We start from the raw sequence: 20,837 nt of genomic DNA on the forward strand, positions 1-20,837 counted from the left end.
ACCGAACCGCCTCAGGCCACCGACCCGATCCGCCGTGCCGGCACCGACGTCGCGTCGTGATGGATCGGTGTGTGCGCCCCCGTCAGCGAGATCCCGCTCCCCCCGCGCCGGTTGGCCACGATCTCCGAGGCGATGGACAGGGCCGTCTCCTCGGGGGTACGGGCGCCCAGGTCCAGACCGATGGGGGACCTGAGCCGCGCCAACTCCAGCTCGGTGACGCCGACTTCACGCAGCCGGGCGTTGCGGTCGAGGTGGGTGCGGCGGGAGCCCATCGCTCCCACGTACGCCACCGGAAGCCGCAGCGCCAGCCGCAGCAGCGGTACGTCGAACTTGGCGTCGTGGGTGAGGACGCACAGGACGGTCCGGGCGTCGACCTCCGTGCGCTCCAGGTAGGTGTGCGGCCACTCGACGACGATCTCGTCGGCGTCGGGGAAGCGGGCGGCGGTCGCGAAGACCGGGCGGGCGTCGCACACCGTGACGCGGTACCCCAGGAACTTGCCGATACGGACCAGCGCCGACGCGAAGTCGATCGCACCGAACACGATCATGCGCGGGGGCGGCACCGAGGACTCCACCAGAACCGTGAGCGGTGCTCCGCAACGAGAGCCCTGCTCTCCGATCTCCAGGGTGCCGGTGCGGCCCGCGTCGAGGAAGGCGCCCGCCTCGCCCACCACGGTCCGGTCCAGCTCGGGGTGGGCGCCGAAGCCGCCCTTGTACGAGCCGTCCGGGCGGACCAGCAGCGCGCGGCCCCGCAACTCCGCGGGACCGCTCACGATCCGCGCGACCGCCGCCGCCTCCCCCGTCGCGGCGGCGGCCAGCGCGGACGCGAGCACCGGCCGGGCGGGATCCGCCGCCCGCACCGGCGTGACGAGGATGTCGATGACGCCGCCGCAGGTCAGGCCCACGGCGAAGGCGTCCTCGTCGCTGTATCCGAAGCGCTCCAGCACCGTCTCGCCGTCCTCCAGCGCCTGCCGGCACAGTTCGTAGACCGCGCCCTCCACGCAACCGCCCGAGACCGAGCCGACCGCCGTGCCGTCGCGGTCGACGGCGAGCGCGGCGCCCGGCCGGCGGGGCGCGCTCCCGCCGACGGCCACCACGGTGGCCACGGCGAAGTCGCGTCCCTGCTCGACCCACCGGTGCAGCTCTTCGGCGATGTCCAGCATGTCTCGGTCTCCTTGGGCGACGTAGGGGCAACGGATCGAGCGACGTATCAGACGGAACAGACGGAACAGCGGTTGCTCGGGGAGGTGCGGAAGGCCGCGCGTCAGTGCACGCCCATCCAGCTCTCGATCGGGTTCAGGGCGAAGAAGACGTGGAAGTAACGGTCGAGCCAGGACCGCCCGGCCGGGAATCGGGTGCCCGCACCCGCGTCGTCGGCGACGGTCCCGGGTTCCACTGACTGCTGGGTCAGGGTGCCATCTCCCAAGGTTCACAGGGGGGGTTGGGGGGCGAAGCCCCCCGGCAACACTTCTCTTTCTCCAACCCCCGGAGGGTTACGTGCCCGTCAGATGCTCGGGCCGTACCGGCGTCCGGTTGAGCTCCAGACCCGTCGCGTTGCGGATCGCCGCCAGGACGGCCGGAGTCGAGGACAGGGTCGGGGCCTCGCCGACGCCACGGAGCCCGTACGGGGCGTGGCTGTCGGCGAGTTCGAGCACGTCGACCGGGATGGTCGGCGTGTCGAGAATGGTGGGGATCAGATAGTCCGTGAAGGACGGGTTCTTCACCTTCGCGGTCCTGGGGTCGACGATGATCTCCTCCATGACGGCGATGCCCAGGCCCTGGGTGGTGCCGCCCTGGATCTGGCCGACGACGGACAGCGGGTTGAGCGCCTTGCCGACGTCCTGGGCGCAGGCCAGTTCGATGACCTTGACCAGGCCGAGTTCGGTGTCGACCTCGACCACGGCGCGGTGCGCGGCGAAGGAGTACTGGACATGGCCGAAACCCTGCCCGGTACGGAGGTCGAAGGCCTCGGTCGGGCGGTGCCGCCACTCGGCCTCGACCTCGACGGACTCGTCGCCGAGCACGTCCACCAGGTCGGCCAGCACCTCACCGCCGTCGGTGACGACCTTGCCGCCTTCGAGCAGCAGCTCCGCCGTCGCCCAGGCCGGGTGGTACGTACCGAACGTACGGCGGCCCATCTCCAGGACCTGCTCGCGGACGAGCTCGCAGGAGTTCTTGACGGCGCCACCGGTGACGTACGTCTGCCGTGACGCGGACGTCGAACCGGCGCTGCCCACCTGGGTGTCGGCGGGCTGGATGGTCACCTGGGCGACGCCCAGCTCGGTGCGGGCGATCTGGGCGTGGACGGTGACACCGCCCTGGCCGACCTCCGCCATCGCGGTGTGCACGGTCGCGACCGGCTCGCCGCCGACGACTTCCATGCGGACGCGAGCGGTCGAGTAGTCGTCGAAGCCCTCGGAGAAGCCGACGTTCTTGATGCCGACCGCGTACCCGATGCCCCGTACGACGCCCTCGCCGTGTGTGGTGTTGGACAGGCCGCCCGGCAGCTGGCGTACGTCGGCCGCCTCGCCGGCCGTGAGCCACTGCTGCTCCGGCGGCAGCGGCATCGCCTTGACCCGGCGCAGGAGTTCGGCGACCGGGGCGGGCGAGTCGACCGCCTGTCCGGTCGGCAGCAGTGTCCCCTGTTCCATCGCGTTGAGCTGACGAAAAGCGACCCGGTCCATGCCCACCGCGTCGGCGAGCTTGTCCATCTGGGCCTCGTAGGCGAAGCAGGCCTGGACCGCGCCGAAGCCGCGCATGGCGCCGCAGGGCGGGTTGTTGGTGTAGAGGGCGATGGCCTCGATGTCGACGTCGTCGACGACGTACGGGCCCGCGCCCAGCGAGGCGGCGTTGCCGACGACGGCCGGGGAGGCGGAGGCGTACGCGCCGCCGTCCAGGACGATCCGGGCCTTCAGGTGGGTGAGCCTGCCGTCCTTGGTCGCCCCGTGCTCGTAGAAGAGTTTCGCGGGGTGACGGTGGACGTGCCCGAAGAAGGACTCGAAGCGGTTGTAGACGATCTTCACGGGCTTGCCGGTGCGCAGGGCGAGCAGGCAGGCGTGGATCTGCATCGACAGGTCCTCGCGGCCGCCGAACGCGCCGCCCACGCCCGAGAGCGTCATCCGGACCTTGTCCTCGGGCAGGCCCAGGACCGGGGCGATCTGGCGCAGGTCGGAGTGCAGCCACTGGGTGGCGATGTACAGGTCGACGCCGCCGTCCTCGGCGGGCACGGCGAGACCGGACTCCGGGCCGAGGAAGGCCTGGTCCTGCATGCCGAAGGTGTACTCGCCCTTGACGATGAAGTCGGCGCGACGGCGCGCCTCCGCCACGTCACCGCGGACGATCGGCTGGCGGTGCACGATGTTCGGGTGCGGGACGTGGCCGATGATGGGGGTCCCCCCGGTCGAACGAAGTTGAGACTGGGGGAGGTCGGTGCGGCCCTCGTGGACCAGGACCGCGTCCGGCGCGGTCGCGGACGCCTCGTCCGTGATGACCGGCAGTTCGCGGTACTCCACCTTGATCTTGGCGGCGGCGCGGCGCGCGGTCTCCGGGTGGTCGGCGGCGACGATCGCGACCGGCTCGCCGTGGTGGCGGACCTTGCCGTGCGCGAGGACCGGGGTGTCCTGGATCTCCAGGCCGTAGTTCTTCACCTCGGTCGGCAGGTCGTCGTACGTCATGACGGCGTAGACGCCGGGCTGCGCGAGGGCCTCGCCGGTGTCGATGGAGACGATCTCGGCGTGCGCGACGGTGGAGCGCAGGATCTGGCCCCAGAGCATGTCCTCGTGCCACATGTCGGACGAGTAGGCGAACTCGCCGGTGACCTTGAGGATGCCGTCCGGGCGGAGCGTCGACTCGCCGATGCCGCCCTTGGTCCTGGAGTCCTGGGTGAGGTTGGTGGGTGTGCCCGTGGTTCCCATCGTCAGACCGCCTCGGACTGCCGGGCGGCCGCGAGGCGGACCGCGTCCATGATCTTCTCGTAGCCGGTGCAGCGGCACAGGTTGCCGGAGAGCGCCTCGCGGATGTCCGCGTCGGTCGGCGTCGGGTTGCGCTCCAGCATCTCGTCGGCGGCGACCAGCAGCCCCGGGGTGCAGAAGCCGCACTGGACGGCGCCGGCGTCGATGAACGCCTGCTGGATCGGGGAGAGCGGCGCACGCGGGGAAACGCCTCCGCCCTCGCCGGTGTGGGAGTCCTGGGGTCTCGACTCCCATCGCCTGGCCTCGTCCAGCGAGGTGCCGCAGGAGCCGCCGGCGCAACCGCCGTGCTCCGCGCGCTGCTTGGCGTACTCCGCCAGCCCCTCGACCGTGACGACCTCGCGCCCCTCCACCTGTCCGGCCGCGACCAGACACGAGCACACCGGCACGCCGTCCAGGCGGACCGTGCAGGAACCGCACTCGCCCTGCTCACAGGCGTTCTTGGAGCCGGGCAGCCCCAGGCGCTCACGCAGGACGTACAGCAGGGACTCGCCCTCCCACACGTCGTCGGCCTCCTGCGGGCGGCCGTTGACCGTGAAACTGACGCGCATTACGCGACTCCCTCCCTGTGGGCGGCGGTGCCGCGGTACGACTCCCAGGTCCAGGTCAGGGTGCGGCGGGCCATGACCCCCACCGCGTGGCGGCGGTAGCTCGCCGTGCCCCGGACGTCGTCGATCGGGTTGCAGGCGGCGGCGCAGAGGTCCGCGAACTGCTTGGCCACCGACGGGGTGATGATCTTGCCGTTGTCCCAGAAGCCGCCCTCTTCCAGCGCCGCGTTCAGGAACTCCTCGGCGGTCTTCGCCCGGACCGGGGTGGGCGCGGCCGAGCCGATGCCGGTGCGGACCGTGCGCGTCGACGGGTGCAGGGCCAGCCCGAAGGCGCAGACCGCGATCACCATGGCGTTGCGGGTGCCGACCTTGGAGTACTGCTGGGGGCCGTCGGCCTTCTTGATGTGGACGGCGCGGATCAGCTCGTCGGGCGCGAGCGCGTTGCGCTTCACGCCGGTGTAGAACTCGTCGATCGGGATCAGCCGCGTTCCGCGTACGGACTCGGCCTCGACCTCGGCGCCCGCCGCGAGGAGGGCGGGGTGGGCGTCACCGGCCGGGGAGGCGGTGCCGAGGTTGCCGCCGACGCCGCCGCGGTTGCGGATCTGCGGGGAGGCCACGGTGTGGGAGGCCAGGGCCAGGCCCGGAAGCTCGCCGCGCAGGTGCTCCATGATCTGGGTGTACGGAACGGAGGCGCCCAGGCGCACGCTCTGCTCGCCGACCTCCCACTCGCTCAGCTCGCCGACGCGGTTCAGGTCGAGGAGGTACTCGGGCCTGCGGTGATCGAAGTTGATCTCGACCATCACATCGGTACCACCCGCAATCGGCACAGCGGTGGGGTGCTCGGCCTTCGCGGCGAGCGCCTCCTCCCAGCCGGCGGGGCGAAGGAAGTCCATGAGTGGCTCTCTTCATTCGTATCGTGGGTCGTTCTGATCAAGCCAGATCGTGTGCGGCGGCCCCGGCTCATTCATGAGTTGTTCACGCGGATCAGGGTCAGTACACAGTGCTGTGCTCCACCGGGGTCAGTCACCGAAACCATGAAGGAGTTGGCTGGCCAGGACACTCATCTTGTAGATTCGTATGAACGGAGGTCATCGGTAACCCCTTCGCTTTCCCAGCGAAACATCCGGCACACGCCGCGACCAGGGAGTACGGCTCGCGAGCCCGCTTGTCCGGTCCTCAACCTTCAGATCCATCGTAGTTATCGAGACAAGAACGGCGGCGACGAGAATGCGGCTGCGCGCACTGCTGGACACCGACGCGCTGGGCCTGCGGCTGCTCGGCGGCGAGGACGAGCTCGACCGCACCGTACGCGGTGTGATGACCACCGACCTCAAGGACCCCAGCCGCTATCTCTCCGGCGGCGAACTGGTCCTCACCGGCCTCGCCTGGCGGCACGGCGCGGCGGACTCCGAGCCCTTCGTGCGGATCCTCGCGAGCGCCGGGGTCGCGGCCCTCGCCGCCGGGGAGGCGGAGCTCGGCGCTGTCCCGGAGGACCTGATCCTGGCCTGCGTGCGGCACCGGCTGCCGCTGTTCGCCGTGCACGAGTCGGTGGCGTTCGCGACGATCACCGAGCATGTCGTACGACAGGTCTCGGGCGAGCGCGCCGGGGATCTCGCGGCCGTGGTGGACCGGCACCGGCGGATGATGACCTCCGGCCCTGCGGGCGGCGGCCCGGACGTGGTCCTGGACCTGCTCGGCACCGACCTGGACCTGCGGGCCTGGGTGCTCTCCCCCACCGGACGCCCGATCGCGGGCTCGAAGCTCGGGGCCGCGCTGCCCGCCGAGGTCTGTGCCGAGCTGGCCGCCGAGCACCTCGCGGCGACCCGGACCGGGCGGCGCGGACCGCATCGGGTGACGGTGGGCACGACGACGTACTCGCTCTTCCCGATCCGCTCCTCCGGGCGCTCCGCGAGCGCCTCCCGCGATGTGCGCGAGACGGTGCTCTCCGACTGGCTGCTCGCGGTCGAGGCGGACGCCGGGGACTGGCCCGGGGAGCGGCTCGACCTGCTGCAGGGCGTCACCCAGCTGATCGCCGTGGAGCGGGACCGGCGGGACACCGCGCGCACGGTACGGCGACGGCTCGCGCAGGAGGTCCTGGAGCTGGTCCAGACGGGGGCCGCGCCCACGGAGATCGCGGCCCGGCTGCGGGTCGCCGCCCCGGTGCTGCTGCCCGGGCTCGGGGCCGCCCCGCACTGGCAGGTGGTGGTGGCCCGGGTCGAGTGGGAGGGCGGCGAGGTCGAGGGCGGCCCGGCCGCCCAGTCGCTGCTGGAGGAGATCCTCGTCGATCCGCTGACCACCGGCCCCGAGCACTCCGACCGGATCGCCGTCGCCCACGCGGAGGACGAGGCGATCGCGCTCGTACCGCTTCCGGCGGTGTCCGCGGAGCACGACGGCTCCGAGTCCGGGGTGCTCGCGGACACCCTCCTGGAGGCCGTGCGCGACCCGCTGTCGGCCGGCCTGAACGACGACGGGCGGCTCACGCTCGGCGTCAGCGCCGCCGTGCACTCCGCGGAGGGGCTGCGCGGCGCCCTGGAGGAGGCCCGGCACGCGCGCCGGGTCGCCGCCGCCCGCCCCGGCCGCGTCTGCGCGGCCGGACACCAGGAGCTGGCCTCGCACGTGCTCCTGCTCCCCTTCGTGCCGGACGACGTACGCCGCGCCTTCACCGCGCGGCTCCTGGATCCGCTGCGGGACTACGACCGCCGCCACCGCGCCGAGCTGATCCCCACCCTGGAGGCGTTCCTCGACTGCGACGGCTCCTGGACGCGCTGCGCCACGCGGCTCCACCTGCACGTCAACACACTGCGCTACCGGGTGGGCCGTATCGAGCAGTTGACGGGTCGGGACCTCTCCCGGCTGGAGGACAAGCTCGACTTCTTCCTGGCGTTGCGCATGAGCTGAGGTCACAGCTCCGTGAGACGTGGGTCGACAACTGTCGCAGCAGTCCCCCTACTTTGTGAAATCCTTCACCCACCCCCTTGGCCGGGTGCTGTGATCCGTGCTGAGATGCCAGCACTCAACAGCTCGATGGCGTGCTCGGGGAGGGCAACGTGGCGCATTCCGCCATGTCTGGTTCCGGAACGAACGCAGGGAACGATCCACTCCAGACCGCGGTATGGCGGCTGCGCTCACGCGCCTGCTGGGTCGACGCGGCCGCACTGCTCCAGCCCGGGACGGCGGGCGCGGCACTGCAGAGAGCCTCGCTCCTCGTCGAGCGGTGTCTGTACACCGAGCAGGGCTGGCCGGAGGCCGAGGACGCGCTGCGGACGGCGGAGGCGGTGGCCCAGAGCGACGAGGAGCGCGGTGCGGCGGCCTGTGAGCGCGGGCAGCTCGCCTACGCGGCCACGCTCCTCGGCGTGCGCGACCGCGCGGACGAGGCGCGGGCCGCGCTCGGCCGGGCCGCCGCGCTGATCGCGCCCGGGGCGCCGGGGCGGGCGCTGCTGGACTTCCGGCGCGGGCTGCTCGCCGAGAACCTCGCGCAGTCGCCGCAGGCCGCGCGGGCCGCGTACCGGCGTGCCCACGCCGGCGCGGTCGCCCAGGGCGACTCCCTTCTGCTCTCCTTCACCTGGCGCCACCTTGCCGGACTCGCCCTGCGGGACGGTGAGTTGGCCGAGGCGCGGCACGGCTTCGGTGAATCCCTGCGGATTCGGGAGGAGTTGGGGTATCTCGTGGGGACGGCTCCGGCGTTGGCGTCGCTCGCGGATGCCGAGACCGAGCCCGAGGCCTCTCGGCTGCGGGCCGAAGCGGGGCGGTTGTTCCGGTTGCTCGGGGGTGTGCCGACGTGGCTGGCCCGGCAGCTGACCCCGCCTGCCGCGACAGCTTGAGGTGGCGGGGCGCTGCAGTAGTCCGCGTGCACCGGACCTGGTCAGCTGCTCTGGACCTTCGAGAGCAGGGTGCGGGCGAAGTTCTCCACCGTGGTGCGCAGTTCGGGGTCGTGGGCCACGTAGACCACGACCCCGACGATGACGATCAGGGCCAGGAGGCCGCGCAGACCGCCGCCCCGGGCCCTGGTGTGCGGCACGGGACGGTGACTGGGGCGGTGCAGGTGGGGTGCGCCGCCGTGGCGGGCGTGGGCGTGCATGTCGTGGTGCCGGTGTACGTGGCTCTGGTGGATCTGCTGGGCCTGCTGGGCCTGCTGCTGGGCCTGTTGCGCCTGCTGCATCGCCTGCCAGGACGGGTCGGGCATCGTTCTCTCCCCCGGTTCGCTGCTCGTACCGGGGGGCACGCGCGCGGTGCCGTACGGGTTCCCGGCGGGGCGTCCTGTTGCCCGGCCCGTACGGAGCCGTGACGTCCGTCGGAGGAAGGGGATGTACCGGCTAAGCAGGTCGGGCGAAGTCCGCTGCGGTTCGGCAGCGCCCCGAAGGGGCGCGGGGAACTGCGCGACCAGCCACGATGGTGCCGCAGACGACCGACGGCACATCGCGGCACTTCCAGCGGAGCGCTCAGGCGCCGGCGAAGTGCTCCCGTACGAGGCTCTGCACGACCGGCAGGTCCTGGGCGATCAGGGCGTCCAGGAGGGCGGTGTGTTCGGCGGCGTCGGCGATGAGGTCGGCGCGGCCGCGGGAGACGGGTCCGCCGACCAGCGGCCACTGGGCGCGGCGATGCAGATCGTCCGCGATCTGGACGAGCTGGTTGTTTCCGGCGAGGGCGAGGACCGCGCGGTGGAAGGCGCGGTCGCACTCCGCGTAGGTGGCCCGGCAGCCGCCGGCCGCGGCGCGTGCCGTCGCCTCGGCGAGCGGGCGCAGCTCGGCCCAGCGGGCGGCGGGCACCGTGCGGGCGAGGCGCACCATCACCGGGACCTCGATGAGGGCGCGGATCTCGGCGAGTTCGGCCAGTTCGCGTGTTCCGCGGCGGACGACCCGGAAGCCCCGGTTCGGCACGACCTCGACGGCGCCCTCCAGGGCGAGCTGCTGCATGGCCTCGCGCACGGGGGTCGCGGACACCCCGAAGCGTTCGCCGAGCACCGGCGCCGAGTACACCTCTCCGGGAGCGAGTTCGCCCGCGACGAGGGCGGCGCGCAGGGCGTCCAGGATCTGGCCACGGACCGAGGCCCGCTGGACCACGACACGCGGGCCGTCCGCACGAGGACGTGCGCTCTCCACGGGCGGCCGCGGGCCGTCGGCGGGCAGACGCGGGGCCTCCACGGGAGGGCACGGGATGGGGGGCTCGTTGTGGGTGTGCTCACCCCGGGCCGCGGGGGCGGAGCGGGACTCGTCCGACGCGACACCCCGTGCCCGGTCCCTGTCCGCCGCCCGGGGCTGTGCGGGCACCCGGACAGCCGCCGTACGCACGTCCGGGATCCCCGACCCGACGGAGCCGTGCGCGCCGAGCGAACCGGCCTGTTCCACGGAGTCCTCCTGCGGGCTTGGTGGTACTTGGGGGTCATTGCGGCGGTTGTTACCCGTCCGTCAAGCACCATAGGCGCACATGGCTCCAGTTCAAACATCCGGAAATCTGGGTAAGGTAAGCCTAACCTGTCAACGATCGTGAAGCGGTGGTTCCCGAATGTCCGCTCCCGCCCTGACCACAGACGCCCCGAGCCCCACCGACCCCCGCCCGGCCCGCTCCGCCGTCACGGACGCGTACGCCCGGCTGACCGAGGTCCTTCCCGAGCTGAGCGTCATGGAACTGGGGCCCCGAGAAGGAACCCCGGAGGGCGGCGGCTGGGTCGGCGCGGCCGGTCTGGCGGCGGGCGGGGCCGACCTCGACGCGTTCCTCGCCTGGGACGAGGCGCAGGTCGTCCAGGACTACGGGCAGCGGGCGCGTCCGGATGTGGTCGCGAGCTTCGGACTGCACCGGTACGCCTGGCCGGCCTGCCTGCTGATCACCGTCCCGTGGTTCCTGCTGCGCCGGGTGCCCCGCTTCCCTGTGGAACACGTCACATTTCAGCGCACCCTGGGCCGGATGGCGGTGCGGGTCGGGGAGTTCGCCTGCCTGCCGGACGACCCGGCGGCCGCGCTGCCCGGCGCCCGGGTCGTCCCGGACGAGGAGGCGCTGCGGGCCGAGGTCCGGGCCGCGGCCGCCGAGCACCTGGAGCCGGTCCTCGGTGGCTTCGGACCGCGTATGCGGCGGCGCGGCCGGGCCCTGTGGGGCATGGCGACCGACGAGGTCGTCGAGGGCCTCTGGTACGTCGCCGAGCTGCTCGGCGAGGAGCGGCGCGGGATGCGCGAACTGGAGCTGCTGCTGCCGGGGGCGACCAAGCCGTACGTCGGCTCCGCGGCGTTCCGCGAGCTGACCGGCCCGAACGGGGAGGCGCTGCCCACCCGCGACCGGGCGAGCTGCTGCTTCTACTACACCCTGTATCCCGAGGACGCCTGCGGCACCTGCCCGCGCATCTCCGACGCGGACCGCATCGCCAAGTTGACGGCCGCGCAGACCGATTGACGGCCGCGCAGTCCGATTGAGGGCCGTCCGGGCCGATCGTGGGCCGACCCCGCCGTCCGGGCGGGCTCCCGGGTACCCTAAGATCAACACCGATTGAGACACCCTACGGATGCCCGACGGACGCGCCGTCAGATAACAGGTGCTTCACAACTTCCTCACTTGTCGCAGGAACTTTCCGTAGAACCATCCGTACGGGTAATCTTACTCGCACTCAGCTCCCGTCCCTCGTGCGGCAGTTCGAGCAGAATGTCGCCCTGCGCATCCCCTTGCACATCAATCGGCGGCCTCTTGCCCCGAAACCCCCTGAGGGGCGATGGGCTTGGGCCAAGATGGCGGGCGTTACGCCCTATCCCAATGCAAGGGACCCCAGATGAGACTGACCGACATATCGCTGAACTGGCTGCTTCCGGGCGCCGTTTTGCTCCTGGGACTGCTGGCGGCGGTGGCGGTGCTCGCGCGCGGCAAGCGGTCCGGGGAGAACATGAGCAGCAGCAACGAAGACTCGTGGGAGCGCAGCGAGGAGCGTCGCAGGCGCAAGGAAACCATCTACGCCACGGCTTCCTATCTGCTGCTGTTCTGCTGCGCGGCGGTCGCCGCGGCGCTCTCCTTCCACGGCCTCGTCGGCTTCGGCCAGCAGAACCTCGGACTCACCGACGGCTGGGAGTACCTCGTCCCGTTCGGCCTGGACGGCGCGGCCATGTTCTGCTCCGTCCTCGCCGTGCGCGAGGCCAGCCACGGTGACGCGGCGCTCGGCTCCCGGATACTGGTGTGGGCCTTCGCCGGTGCCTCCGCCTGGTTCAACTGGGTGCACGCGCCGCGGGGCGTGGACCACTCGGGCGCTCCCCAGTTCTTCGCGGGCATGTCCATGTCGGCCGCCGTGCTGTTCGACCGGGCGCTGAAGCAGACCCGTCGTGCCGCGCTGCGTGAGCAGGGCCTGGTCCCCCGTCCGCTGCCGCAGATCCGCATCGTCCGCTGGCTGCGCGCGCCCCGTGAGACGTACAGCGCCTGGTCGCTGATGCTCCTGGAGAACGTCCGCACGCTGGACGAGGCCGTGGACGAGGTTCGCGAGGACAAGCGCCAGAAGGAGCAGACCCGACTGCGCCGTCGCAACGAGGAGCGGGTCGAGCGCGCGCACCTCAAGGCGCTCAGCCGCGGTCACCGGGGCCTGCCCGGCCGTGGTGGCGGCGGTGGTGGCCGGCAGCAGCTGGAGACGACCGTGGAGCGTGCTCCCGCGCAGGCCACCTCGGAGCCTGCCCTAGCAGCGCCGGAGCAACTGCCCGTACGTTCGCGGCCCTCCCTTCAGCCCGTCCGCAAGAGCGGTGACCCGATCACCGTCGATCTCACCGCGGAGGACGACACCATGGCCCTGCCGCGGCTCGACTCCCTGGAGCGCAAGCTCAAGGACCTGGAGCAGCAGTTCGGCTGACACGCCGGAGTGGTCCGGCCGTGGCACGGCCGGACCCCGGACAGGAATTACGGCGGCGCGGTGACTACACCGCGCCGCCGTCCAGTTCGAACCAGACCGACTTGCCCACGCCGTGGGTGCGTACGCCCCACGCGTCGGCGAGGGACTGTACGAGGATCAGGCCTCTGCCGTGCGTACCGTCGTCGGCGTCCGGTACCCGCAGTCTGGGCCTGCGTCCCATGAAGTCCCGTACTTCCACGCGGAGTCCGCGGGGTCCGACGGTGGCGGTCAGGACCGCGTCGTGATCGGTGTGGATGAGTGCGTTGGTGACGAGTTCGCTGGTCAGTAACTCGGCTATCTCGGACTTTCCCGGCTTCCCCCAGTGCCGTAAGAGTTCCCGCAGTGCTCTGCGGGCCTCTGGCACCGCCCGCAGATCCGCCTTGGCCAGCCGGCGCCTGAGCTGTGTACCGGTCGGCTGGTCCGTCGCGTTGTCGGCCGCTTCCTGCACTGACTGTGCCGAGGAGGCCCCGATGGCCACGGGACCGCCCCCTCGTGCCTGCCTCTTCATGACCCCCGCCTGCATGCCGATGTCGGTTCCCCTCTGATCGAACATGTTCACGGGAATCCATGCCCCGTCGGGCACGCGACAGTCATGTCGAATCGTCAACCACCGGTCGTACGTGAGGGGAAGCACGACATCGCGCCGGAGCGAGGGCCCGCGGAGCGTGGCCGCCCGCGCGCCGGGAAGCGGCCGCGGCCCGTCGGGGGAAGCGTGTTCGCGCTGCGTGCGTGCGCGGGGCCGGTGCCCTTCTACCAGGCACCGGCCCCGCGTTCACGCCCCCTCTTGCCCCTCACCGGGCGGGGGAAGCCCTGTTCAAGGAGGGCTCGAAACCCGGGGTGCGCCCCCTCGGCCGGCCGCTGTCGCCCGAGGGGGCGCACCTTGGCACACGGGGGAGCGCCCGGTGCGTCCACCGCGCATGGCGGCGGCGCACCTGGCAGACCCGCACCACCCGGCGCCTCCCCCACCCGGGCGACATGCCGGCCGCGGGCGCTCGGTCCATCTACCGACCCGCGGCTGCGGACATGGCCGTACTCGGCGAGGAGCCACTCGCCGCCGCACGGACAGCGGATGCTCCCGCACCGGCTGAGCCGGACCAACTGGGCCGACCGACATCCCGAGTTCAAGTTCAGTAGCCGCGAAACTCGGGCTGGGCCGGGTGCTCCCGGAGTCGACCGGGTACGTCCCGTAAGCGGCCGATCTCCCCCAGCTCTCGACCGGGGGCACCCCCACGGCGAGTTGTGGCCGTCACCGTCGACGGTCGGCCCTGATCGCGACGGCGTGGCGGCCCACCCAGGCGGATCGAGTGGGTCGCCGTCGTGCGGTGGTGTGACCCGAGGCCGGTGCGGACGTCAGAGTCTGTGGAAGAACGGGTCGTACGGCTCGCCGAGGACGGCCCGGCCGATGGTGGCCAGCACGTGGTCGTCGTTGTCGTGGAGTTTGTACAAGGCCAGATCGCGCAGGATCCGCTCCACCGGGCTCGGGCGGATCAGGCTGCGGGCGCCGCACGCGCGGATGGCGTGGTGCACTGTTTCTTCCGCCAGATGCCCGATCACATGCCAGGCCCTGCTGCCGGCGATCCGGGCCTCGTCGAGGCTGCCTTCGTCCCACAGACCTGCGACGTGGCGCAGCCAGAGGCGGGCGGTCTCGACATTGACCGCCATGCTGCCCACCCGATGCTGCACATAGGGATCACCGCTCTTGCCCTGCCGTTTCACATACGCAAGCCCGTACTCGTATGCGGCCAGGGCGCCGCCGAGGAAGCCGGCCGCGTAATGCGGGACGAAGGCGGTCTGCCACTGCCCGTCGAAGTAGCCGCCGGGACCGCCGATGAGATGCTCGCGCGGTATGAAGGTGTCGTGGAAGCGCACCACGTGGCTGGCCGTCGCGCGCATACCGATGGGGTCCCACCACGACGTGTCCACGGTCACGGTCGGGTCCGACAGGTCGCAGGCGAGCAGCAGGAGCCTGCCGTGGACCTCCCGGGTTTGGCGCGCTCCGCCGGGGCCGGCCGGATCGACGAGGAGGATCGCCCACTGTGCGCCGGTGGCGCCGGTGGCGAACGCCTTGCTGCCGCGGAGGGTCCAGCCGCCCTGGACGGGGGTCAGCGTGGTGCCGAAGCGAGCACTCTCGCCCGGCTTCGGGGTCTGGGGCTCGCCGCTCCAGGCGACCCATTTCTCCCCGTGTTCCACCACGCCGGTGAACCAGCGCCGCTTCTGCTCCGAGGTGGCGAGGGCGTCGATGAGGACAAGTGAGTTGGCGTGCCCTTCCCAGCAGCGGGCCAGCGACAGATCCGCCTTGGCCAGCGTGGTGGTCATCTCCCACAGAGGGAGGGTATTGCGTTCCGCGGGGCCGTAGCCCAGGCCGCCGTACTCCCGGGGCACGGCGGCGCCCAGGAGACCGTCGGCGAACAGATCGTCGAAGTCCTCGGCGGGAAAGGCAGTCGTGCGGTCGTACTCATCGGCGCGGGGGGCGAATCTGTCTTCGGCGAGCTTCGCCACGGCGCCGAGAACTGCCCGGTCGTCGCCGACCGCCGGATTGCGGGCCGGACGGGTGGCGTGGCCCAGGTCGTCGGTCATATGGGGGTGGCCTCTTCGAAGCGGAAGAAGTGGGCGCGGTACATCGTGTTCGGTATCTGGGTTTCGGTGGGGTGGACGGTATGGACATCGATGGTCAGCAGGCCGCGGTTGAGGTAGCCGACGAGGATGACCTGCCGGGAGCCGAGCGGGCCTTCGGCGAGAAAGGCCACGGCCTCGGTGGCGTCGCATTCGTCGGCCAGCGGGACGGCGGGCAAGGTGGCGCCGGTGACGGGTGTCGTGGTCGATGCGAGCGCGCCTTGTGAGGGCTCCGGGCCGCCGCGCTCGGTGATCCGCAGCGTGAGCCGGCTGTGGTCGACCGCGGCATCGACCACGCGGATACCGGTGGCGGTGGTGTCAAAGTTGACCCAGCCGCCTGCCAGCGGTGCCGGATCGACCACAGGTGCCGTCATGGCCGCGCCTCTGCCCTGTGGAAGAACGAGCGGGCCCAGCGGTCGGCGCCCCCGCTGACGTCGCTGAAGACGGTGCATGTGGTGGTCACCAGGATGCCCGTCTTGTGGTATGCGCCTACAACGGTGCGCAGCGAGCCGAAGTCGTAGACCGCCGAGAACGACGAGGCGACCGACGGTGTGTCCGGAAAGGTGTACAGGACCGCCGACGCCTCACCCCAGTCGCGTGGTTGCGGGCTACCGGTGCCGAAGGCCCCGACGAACATGCCCCCCTCGTGCCAGGTCACGCTCAGCCGGCGGGCGCCCTTCGAACTGCGCTGGTCGGTGTTGACCCAGTCGCCCAGCAGCGCCGAGACGTCCGGCGTGCCGGGTGGCCGCGGTGTGGCCGTTCCGGCAGGGGACGTGGAACGGGTCGTCATGGTGCCTCCCTGTTCGTAGGGTGCGTCGGGGCACGTGTCGAGGCAAGTTCCGATGATTCGGTGAGGTCGTGGGCATCGGGCGGCTTGGCTTGGCCGAAGCAGAGGGAGTGCAGAGGCAGTGCCTCGGGCAGCGGATGGCCTGTCAGCAGCTTGAACTGCTCGCGTACTTCGACGAACAGGACCTCCCAGCCGTCGACGCCGGTCAGTCCCCGGGCGCGGGTGGCGCCCATGAGCGCGGTCGGCGGATCGCGGTAGGCCATCTCCAGCACCGCCGCGTCCCGGTCGGCGGTGGAGACCGGGAACGGCTCCCGTTCCACCAGGGGCGTGGCATGAGCGAGCACGGCGTACCCCGCCGGGGAGAACCGGGACAGCGGTACATAGGGAAGCCCGAGACGCGAGGAGGCTGCCCGGCCCAGCGCAACCCCTCGGTTGACCAGGGTCACCCGGGCTCCGGCCTGGCACAGGGCCAACGCGACGGCCCGCCCGGCACCGCCGCAACCGATGACGGCGGCCCTGTGGCCGTTCGGATCGACTCCGGCCCGGGCGAGGGTGTGCAGGGCAGCGGCGGTGTCGGTGGTGGCCGCGCGCCAGCGCCCGGCGTCGAGGCACAGCAGGTTTGCCGCCCCGCACCCCCGTGCCTCCAGGTCGGCAATGTCGGCCGCTTCGAGCGCGCTCTCCTTGTGGGGGGCGGTCACGGTCAGCCCGCGCAGCGGCGGTCCGCCCAGCGCCCCGAAGTCCATGGCCCGGTGCCAGAATCGGGAGAACACATCCGCCTGGAAAGGCAGATAGAGCGCGGGCAGCCTCAACTCCCGCAACGCCGCGTTGTGCAGCCGGGGCGACAACGACCGCCCGGGGGCCGCCCCGACAATGCCGAACAGGCCGCTGAGCGGGGGCAGCGCGGGCAGGCCGTAGTCGGTGAGGAGTTGGCTCACGCTGGGCATTCCGTCCGTCCCGGGGACACCAACCCGGCCGAAGACCACGGGTGCCCCCAGCCACGGTGCCAGCACCCGGGTCCAGGTGCCGGCCGGACCGGACGCGAACACCGTCACATCGGTACGTCCGAGCCCGGTGAGCAGCAGCGGCGCGGCCCATCCGCCCTGTGCGCCCGACTGCGGCACGAGGAGGTACTGGGCCGCTGGTACGGCGGTCATCGCGGCGAACCGCTCCAGCAGTGCCCCCGAGGCATGGAGCAGACCGGCCCGGAGGCCGGGGTCGGCCCGTTGCTCGGGACTTGGGGGCGCGTGCCAGGAGATACGCCGCTGCCGGGCCGGGATGCCCGCCAGCAGCTCCGGCGCCACGTCGTCCATGGCCTCCAGATCGACCAGGTCGTAGCGGTCCGCTGCGCGCAGGAGCCGGGTGCGCCGCTCGACCGGGCCGGCGGCCGAACGGCCGCCGTGTCGCGGCGAGCGCAAACTGTAGGTCAGCGGCCCGGGAAAATGCCGACGCAGCCGGTTCGGATCGGGATCGCCGACCAGGTCGGCGCGGACCTCCAGCACGTCGGCCACTCCTGCGAGGGCACGCAGGCGAGTCGCGGTGAGGTCTTCCGGTTCGGCGATCACCGCCACCAGACGGGCCCGACGCCCGACGTCGGCACCGTATCCGCTCGTCAATCGCGCCACTGGACGTACTCCTCCAGACCGGCCCGCCGCGGAACGAACCGATTGACCGGGGCCGCCTCGTCCGCGTACCCGACCGCCAGAGTGCACACGACGAGCCGGTCGGCGTCGATTCCCAGCTTCAGGCGCAGCACATCCGCGTAGCCGGCGACACTGAACTGCGGGCAGCTGCTCAGGCCCCCCGCCACCAGTCCGAGCATGACGTTCTGCAGGAAGAGGCCCATCTCCAGGAAGGTGCCCGGCACCGCGTTCCCGGGCAGATGGCAGACCAGGGCGGTCGGTGCCCCGTAGAAGCGCAGGTTGTCACGGAGGTGGGCCCGAGCGGCGGCGTGATCCGAGGTGGCATGGCCCTTGGCGAGCAGTACTCCCGACGCGGCGTGCCCGGCGCGGCGCTCGACGGCGTCGTCAAGCGACGGCGGCCGGTTGACGTAGTCCGGTCTGGGCGGATCACCTCGGTCGAAGCCCTCGCACAGGGCAGCCACCAGCGCCTCCAGGGCGCTGCCGGTCACCACCGTCACCTGCCACATCTGGGTGTTGCGGCTCGAGGGTGCGTGGCCGGCGGTGAGCAGTATCTCCGCCAAGGCGTCCCGTGGCACCACCCGGTCCAGAAAGGCTCTCTTGCAGTGGCGGGAGGTGATCAGGGACAGGCCGTCGCGGAGCCCGGGCGTCATCCGTAACTCACCCTCGTCCGAGAGCGGGGCCGCAGCGCCCTCCGGGCCAAGGAGCTCGCCGAGACGGACGCGGACGGACCGCTGGATGTGCAGGGCGCACCTGCGATACACGTCCGGCGGCTGCCCCTCCGGATTGGGGATGTCACGGCGCGGGTCCAGACACAAGGCGCGGCCCTCGGCCTCGGGCGCTATGGCGATCACCCTGTCGCGGTGGGCTCGGGTCATGCAGTAGATGACGAAGCTGACCCGGCAGACTTCCGGGGTGACCGGGCGTGAGCGGTGACGGCGGGGATTCCCCCGGCCCGGCACCCGCTGCAGACCGAGTTCAGCGAGCGCGGACCGGGCGTCCGGAGTCATCGGACTCGCAGGCTGCGTCGTCGCGACACCCGCGCTGGAGAACCGGAAAAGATGTGCGGCTCCCGCCTCCGCGGCCTGGGCCCACGCGATGACCTCGGCCATGGGCGAGCGTGAGGTGTTCCCGCCGCAGACGAACAGCACGCGGCATGCCGCGCCGGTGCCTCGTGTCCGCCACCAGAGGGCGGCCGACGAGTAGGACAGGCCCCCCGCCGCGCCGACACCGAACGCGAGCGCGATGAGCTGAGAGGTCCCCGGAGCTTGGAGTCCGGCCAGCCACGCGAGCGAGAAGGAGGCGACCAGGCCGGACATCAGGCTGGCGAACGCCCATGCCGGCACACCCCAGGTGTACTCCCGCCGGTCGAGATAGATCAGCGAAGCGAAGATGAACAGCACCTCGTATGCCACTCCTATCCCCACGGCCGCCAAGGCGGCAGGGGTGCCGAGGAATGTGGTGAAGCCCGCGGACAGTTGCGGTTGTCCGGCCAGCGCCCCTGCCCCCAGCAGCAGAGCCAGGCAGATGGGTGCCGCGACATGCTCCTCCGCGAAGTAGCGGCGGTCCGTGGCGACAACCCCGTTCTTGGCCACCCGGATCATGATCTCGAACCGGCCGAGGTAGCCGACGAGGTAGGTGAGGACGCTCAGCACGGCAGCGAGCGTCAGGTGGTAGCTGTGCACATCGCCGAGAGCCACCGAAACCGCTGTCAGGCTGAGGCACAGCGCTACCCAGGAGGATGTCGTCACCCGCCGCTTGCGGGTCTTGTCGACCAAGGGGGAGAGGACCAGGACTCCTCCCCGCATCAGCAACAGCATGAAGAGGATCGAGACACCGGGAAAGGTGTAGTTCATCGTGGTGGAGCCGATGATGAGCGACGTGAAGAAGCCGGCCGCCAGCGTCTCCCGGCCCGGTACCGGGATCCGCGCGCCGCCGATCCTGCTCCGCCGCATATGCCGCCACCGCCCCGTGAGGCCGAGGAAGACGGTCATCGCCACGAGCTGCCCGAGGACGGCTGCGGGCAGCAGCTCGAAACCATTGACCGGCTGGGTCGACAGCGGAGTCACTCCGCTGGCCAGTGCCTTCACCAGCATGGCGTAGGGAATGTACGAGACGAAGTAACCGAAGGTAAGCCAGCCCATGTGTATTACCTGTCGCTGATCGAACGTCAAGGTCTCGACATGGTGAGTCCAGGATCGACGCACCTGGCCGGAGCACATGCCGGGTAGCTTTCTGGACGGTTGACCGCCGCGCACAAGGCAGTCGCCAATTCTGCCCCCTTTGTCGAGGGGCACATTGTGGATGGCCGCGAAGTTCTCGGGACCGCTTCAGAAAACAAGCCGCGCCTCATCATGAGTGCGCGAATCCCGTGGCCCGGCAAGAATTCCCAGTCTCTACCAGCCAGTCACGTACGCTTTTCAAAAAGGCTACCTCCCGCAGGCATATAGGGCCAGCGCATGCGGCGCACGCACCCGGTCCTTCGCCTTCCTCGGCGGCGCATCCGTCGCCCGCCCTTGCGCAACTCGGAGGGGGCGTTGTCAACTCGGCCGGTAAGCCGCCCGCCAAGGAGATGACCTTGGAATCCTGGTCGGCAGGGAGCGGCTTTTCGTGTGGGGGAGTCGCAGCTGCATCGACCGCGAGCATCAACGCACCCACGCCAGGCTCCATCAGGAGCAACTCGACATCGCCGCATGACCGTTCAGGATTCGCTCACCCAAGAAGAAACGCACCCTTTCCTTGACACCTACCGGCCATCGCCGGACGCACTCTCAGCGGTCGTCTACAGCCACAAACCCAAGCGATCGCCACAGCGGTCGGTCACGTCCGCGTGAGTGGTGTATCGGCGGCCACTCGGCGATCCTCTTTTGAGGCCATGCGGTGAGTTCGGTGGGCAGGCCGGGATCGTCGTCTTCTGACTCGCTCGGGTGGCGTCGGGCCTTGGTGAGGATTTCCCGGCCCATGTAGCGTCGTGCTTCGGTCCATTCGTCGTGCTGCTCGGCCGGCACCGCGCCGACCAGGCGGATCACGGCGGTGCGGTCGGGGAAAATCCCGACCACGTCCGTGCGGCGGCGGATCTCCTTGTTCAGCCGCTCTTGTGGATTGTTCGACCAGATCTGCCGCCAGATCTCGCGCGGGAACGCTGTGAACGCGAGCAGGTCGTGTTGAGCGGTGTCCAAGTGAGCCGCGGCCTTGGGGAATGTGGCCTCCAGCGCGTCCAGAACGTGCCGCATTGGGGAGTGGACCGCATCTGCGTCGGGCCGTTCGAAGACGGTCCGCAGCAAGGTCGCCACCCACGGCTGAGCGGATTTCGGCACCTGGCTCGGCAATTTCCGGGCGTAGTGGGTGCGACAGCGTTGCCAGGATGCACCGGGCAGCACCGCGCCGATCGCAGCGACGAGGCCGGTGTGAACGTCGGACACGACGTGCACAACCCCA

17 protein-coding genes and 1 pseudogene are annotated in these 20,837 nt (G+C 71.1%); 4 read left to right on the plus strand and 14 right to left on the minus strand.

What is annotated here, in order from left to right:
• Positions 1-11: 11 nt before the first annotated feature.
• From RV986_RS11820 to RV986_RS11840, 5 genes are all read right to left on the minus strand, one after another.
• Positions 12-1,163 carry an XdhC family protein gene (locus tag RV986_RS11820; protein WP_475917346.1) on the minus strand — a complete coding sequence of 384 codons (1,152 nt, stop codon included), beginning with the start codon at positions 1,161-1,163 and terminating at the stop codon, positions 12-14.
• A 101-nt stretch (positions 1,164-1,264) separates the two neighbouring features.
• The gene (locus RV986_RS11825; RefSeq protein WP_475924730.1) at positions 1,265-1,426 is read right to left on the minus strand and encodes a hypothetical protein; all 162 of its coding nucleotides are present in this window, start codon (positions 1,424-1,426) and stop codon (positions 1,265-1,267) included.
• A 67-nt stretch (positions 1,427-1,493) separates the two neighbouring features.
• On the minus strand, positions 1,494-3,914 hold the full coding sequence (locus RV986_RS11830; protein WP_475917347.1) for a xanthine dehydrogenase family protein molybdopterin-binding subunit: 2,421 nt from the start codon (positions 3,912-3,914) through the stop codon (positions 1,494-1,496).
• Between the two features lie 2 nt (positions 3,915-3,916).
• Positions 3,917-4,519, minus strand: a complete 603-nt coding sequence (locus RV986_RS11835) for a (2Fe-2S)-binding protein (protein WP_475917348.1) — start codon at positions 4,517-4,519, stop codon at positions 3,917-3,919.
• A complete protein-coding gene (locus RV986_RS11840; RefSeq protein ID WP_475917349.1) occupies positions 4,519-5,409 on the minus strand; it encodes an FAD binding domain-containing protein in 891 nt (296 codons plus the stop codon). Before RV986_RS11840 ends, RV986_RS11835 begins: the two co-directional genes overlap by 1 nt.
• 334 nt (positions 5,410-5,743) lie before the next feature.
• On the opposite strand from RV986_RS11840, the gene RV986_RS11845 reads away from it, so the two are divergent.
• Together RV986_RS11845 and RV986_RS11850 are read left to right on the plus strand one after the other, a co-directional pair.
• Positions 5,744-7,414, plus strand: coding sequence for a PucR family transcriptional regulator (locus RV986_RS11845; RefSeq protein ID WP_475917350.1), 1,671 nt, complete (start codon positions 5,744-5,746; stop codon positions 7,412-7,414).
• A gap of 149 nt (positions 7,415-7,563) precedes the next feature.
• On the plus strand, positions 7,564-8,337 hold the full coding sequence (locus RV986_RS11850) for a hypothetical protein (protein ID WP_475917351.1): 774 nt from the start codon (positions 7,564-7,566) through the stop codon (positions 8,335-8,337).
• Positions 8,338-8,378: 41 nt separating this feature from the next.
• Here the strand turns inward: RV986_RS11850 and RV986_RS11855 are convergent, their stop codons facing one another.
• Positions 8,379-8,699 (minus strand): hypothetical protein, encoded by a 321-nt coding sequence (locus tag RV986_RS11855; protein ID WP_475917352.1) that lies wholly within the window; start codon positions 8,697-8,699, stop codon positions 8,379-8,381.
• A gap of 256 nt (positions 8,700-8,955) precedes the next feature.
• Positions 8,956-9,861 (minus strand): GntR family transcriptional regulator, encoded by a 906-nt coding sequence (locus tag RV986_RS11860; protein ID WP_475917353.1) that lies wholly within the window; start codon positions 9,859-9,861, stop codon positions 8,956-8,958.
• 157 nt (positions 9,862-10,018) lie between these two features.
• Between RV986_RS11860 and RV986_RS11865 the strand changes: the two genes are divergently transcribed.
• Complete coding sequence (locus tag RV986_RS11865; protein ID WP_475917354.1) at positions 10,019-10,897, plus strand: (2Fe-2S)-binding protein; 879 nt, start codon at positions 10,019-10,021, stop codon at positions 10,895-10,897.
• Positions 10,898-11,267: 370 nt separating this feature from the next.
• Positions 11,268-12,323, plus strand: a complete 1,056-nt coding sequence (locus RV986_RS11870) for a DUF2637 domain-containing protein (RefSeq protein WP_475917355.1) — start codon at positions 11,268-11,270, stop codon at positions 12,321-12,323.
• A 64-nt stretch (positions 12,324-12,387) separates the two neighbouring features.
• Here the strand turns inward: RV986_RS11870 and RV986_RS11875 are convergent, their stop codons facing one another.
• From RV986_RS11875 to RV986_RS11905, 7 genes and pseudogenes are all read right to left on the minus strand, one after another.
• On the minus strand, positions 12,388-12,810 hold the full coding sequence (locus RV986_RS11875; RefSeq protein ID WP_475924254.1) for an ATP-binding protein: 423 nt from the start codon (positions 12,808-12,810) through the stop codon (positions 12,388-12,390).
• Between the two features lie 902 nt (positions 12,811-13,712).
• Entirely contained in the window at positions 13,713-14,939 is a 1,227-nt protein-coding gene (locus RV986_RS11880) for an acyl-CoA dehydrogenase family protein (protein ID WP_475917356.1), read from the minus strand.
• Positions 14,936-15,349 carry a hypothetical protein gene (locus RV986_RS11885; protein WP_475917357.1) on the minus strand — a complete coding sequence of 138 codons (414 nt, stop codon included), beginning with the start codon at positions 15,347-15,349 and terminating at the stop codon, positions 14,936-14,938. Before RV986_RS11885 ends, RV986_RS11880 begins: the two co-directional genes overlap by 4 nt.
• Complete coding sequence (locus RV986_RS11890; RefSeq protein ID WP_475917358.1) at positions 15,346-15,765, minus strand: hypothetical protein; 420 nt, start codon at positions 15,763-15,765, stop codon at positions 15,346-15,348. Before RV986_RS11890 ends, RV986_RS11885 begins: the two co-directional genes overlap by 4 nt.
• Positions 15,762-17,384 carry a type I 3-dehydroquinate dehydratase gene (locus RV986_RS11895; protein ID WP_475917359.1) on the minus strand — a complete coding sequence of 541 codons (1,623 nt, stop codon included), beginning with the start codon at positions 17,382-17,384 and terminating at the stop codon, positions 15,762-15,764. Before RV986_RS11895 ends, RV986_RS11890 begins: the two co-directional genes overlap by 4 nt.
• A complete protein-coding gene (locus RV986_RS11900) occupies positions 17,372-19,543 on the minus strand; it encodes a nitroreductase family protein (protein WP_475917360.1) in 2,172 nt (723 codons plus the stop codon). The genes RV986_RS11895 and RV986_RS11900 overlap by 13 nt, the downstream gene beginning before the upstream one ends.
• Before the next feature lie 732 nt (positions 19,544-20,275).
• A pseudogene (locus RV986_RS11905) lies at positions 20,276-20,836 on the minus strand (transposase); the annotation flags it as partial.
• Between the last annotated feature and the right edge of the window lies 1 nt (position 20,837).

Source organism: Streptomyces sp. RLA012 (assembly GCF_056270325.1).

Excerpts from the sequence above, each read along its gene's own strand:
- RV986_RS11820 (WP_475917346.1), bottom strand. The coding sequence starts at position 1,163 with ATGCTGGACATCGCCGAAGAGCTGCACCGGTGGGTCGAGCAGGGACGC.
- RV986_RS11830 (WP_475917347.1), bottom strand. The coding sequence starts at position 3,914 with ATGGGAACCACGGGCACACCCACCAACCTCACCCAGGACTCCAGGACC.
- RV986_RS11835 (WP_475917348.1), bottom strand. The coding sequence starts at position 4,519 with ATGCGCGTCAGTTTCACGGTCAACGGCCGCCCGCAGGAGGCCGACGAC.
- RV986_RS11840 (WP_475917349.1), bottom strand. The coding sequence starts at position 5,409 with ATGGACTTCCTTCGCCCCGCCGGCTGGGAGGAGGCGCTCGCCGCGAAG.
- RV986_RS11845 (WP_475917350.1), top strand. The coding sequence starts at position 5,744 with ATGCGGCTGCGCGCACTGCTGGACACCGACGCGCTGGGCCTGCGGCTG.
- RV986_RS11855 (WP_475917352.1), bottom strand. The coding sequence starts at position 8,699 with ATGCCCGACCCGTCCTGGCAGGCGATGCAGCAGGCGCAACAGGCCCAG.
- RV986_RS11865 (WP_475917354.1), top strand. The coding sequence starts at position 10,019 with ATGTCCGCTCCCGCCCTGACCACAGACGCCCCGAGCCCCACCGACCCC.
- RV986_RS11870 (WP_475917355.1), top strand. The coding sequence starts at position 11,268 with ATGAGACTGACCGACATATCGCTGAACTGGCTGCTTCCGGGCGCCGTT.
- RV986_RS11880 (WP_475917356.1), bottom strand. The coding sequence starts at position 14,939 with ATGACCGACGACCTGGGCCACGCCACCCGTCCGGCCCGCAATCCGGCG.
- RV986_RS11885 (WP_475917357.1), bottom strand. The coding sequence starts at position 15,349 with ATGACGGCACCTGTGGTCGATCCGGCACCGCTGGCAGGCGGCTGGGTC.
- RV986_RS11890 (WP_475917358.1), bottom strand. The coding sequence starts at position 15,765 with ATGACGACCCGTTCCACGTCCCCTGCCGGAACGGCCACACCGCGGCCA.
- RV986_RS11900 (WP_475917360.1), bottom strand. The coding sequence starts at position 19,543 with ATGGGCTGGCTTACCTTCGGTTACTTCGTCTCGTACATTCCCTACGCC.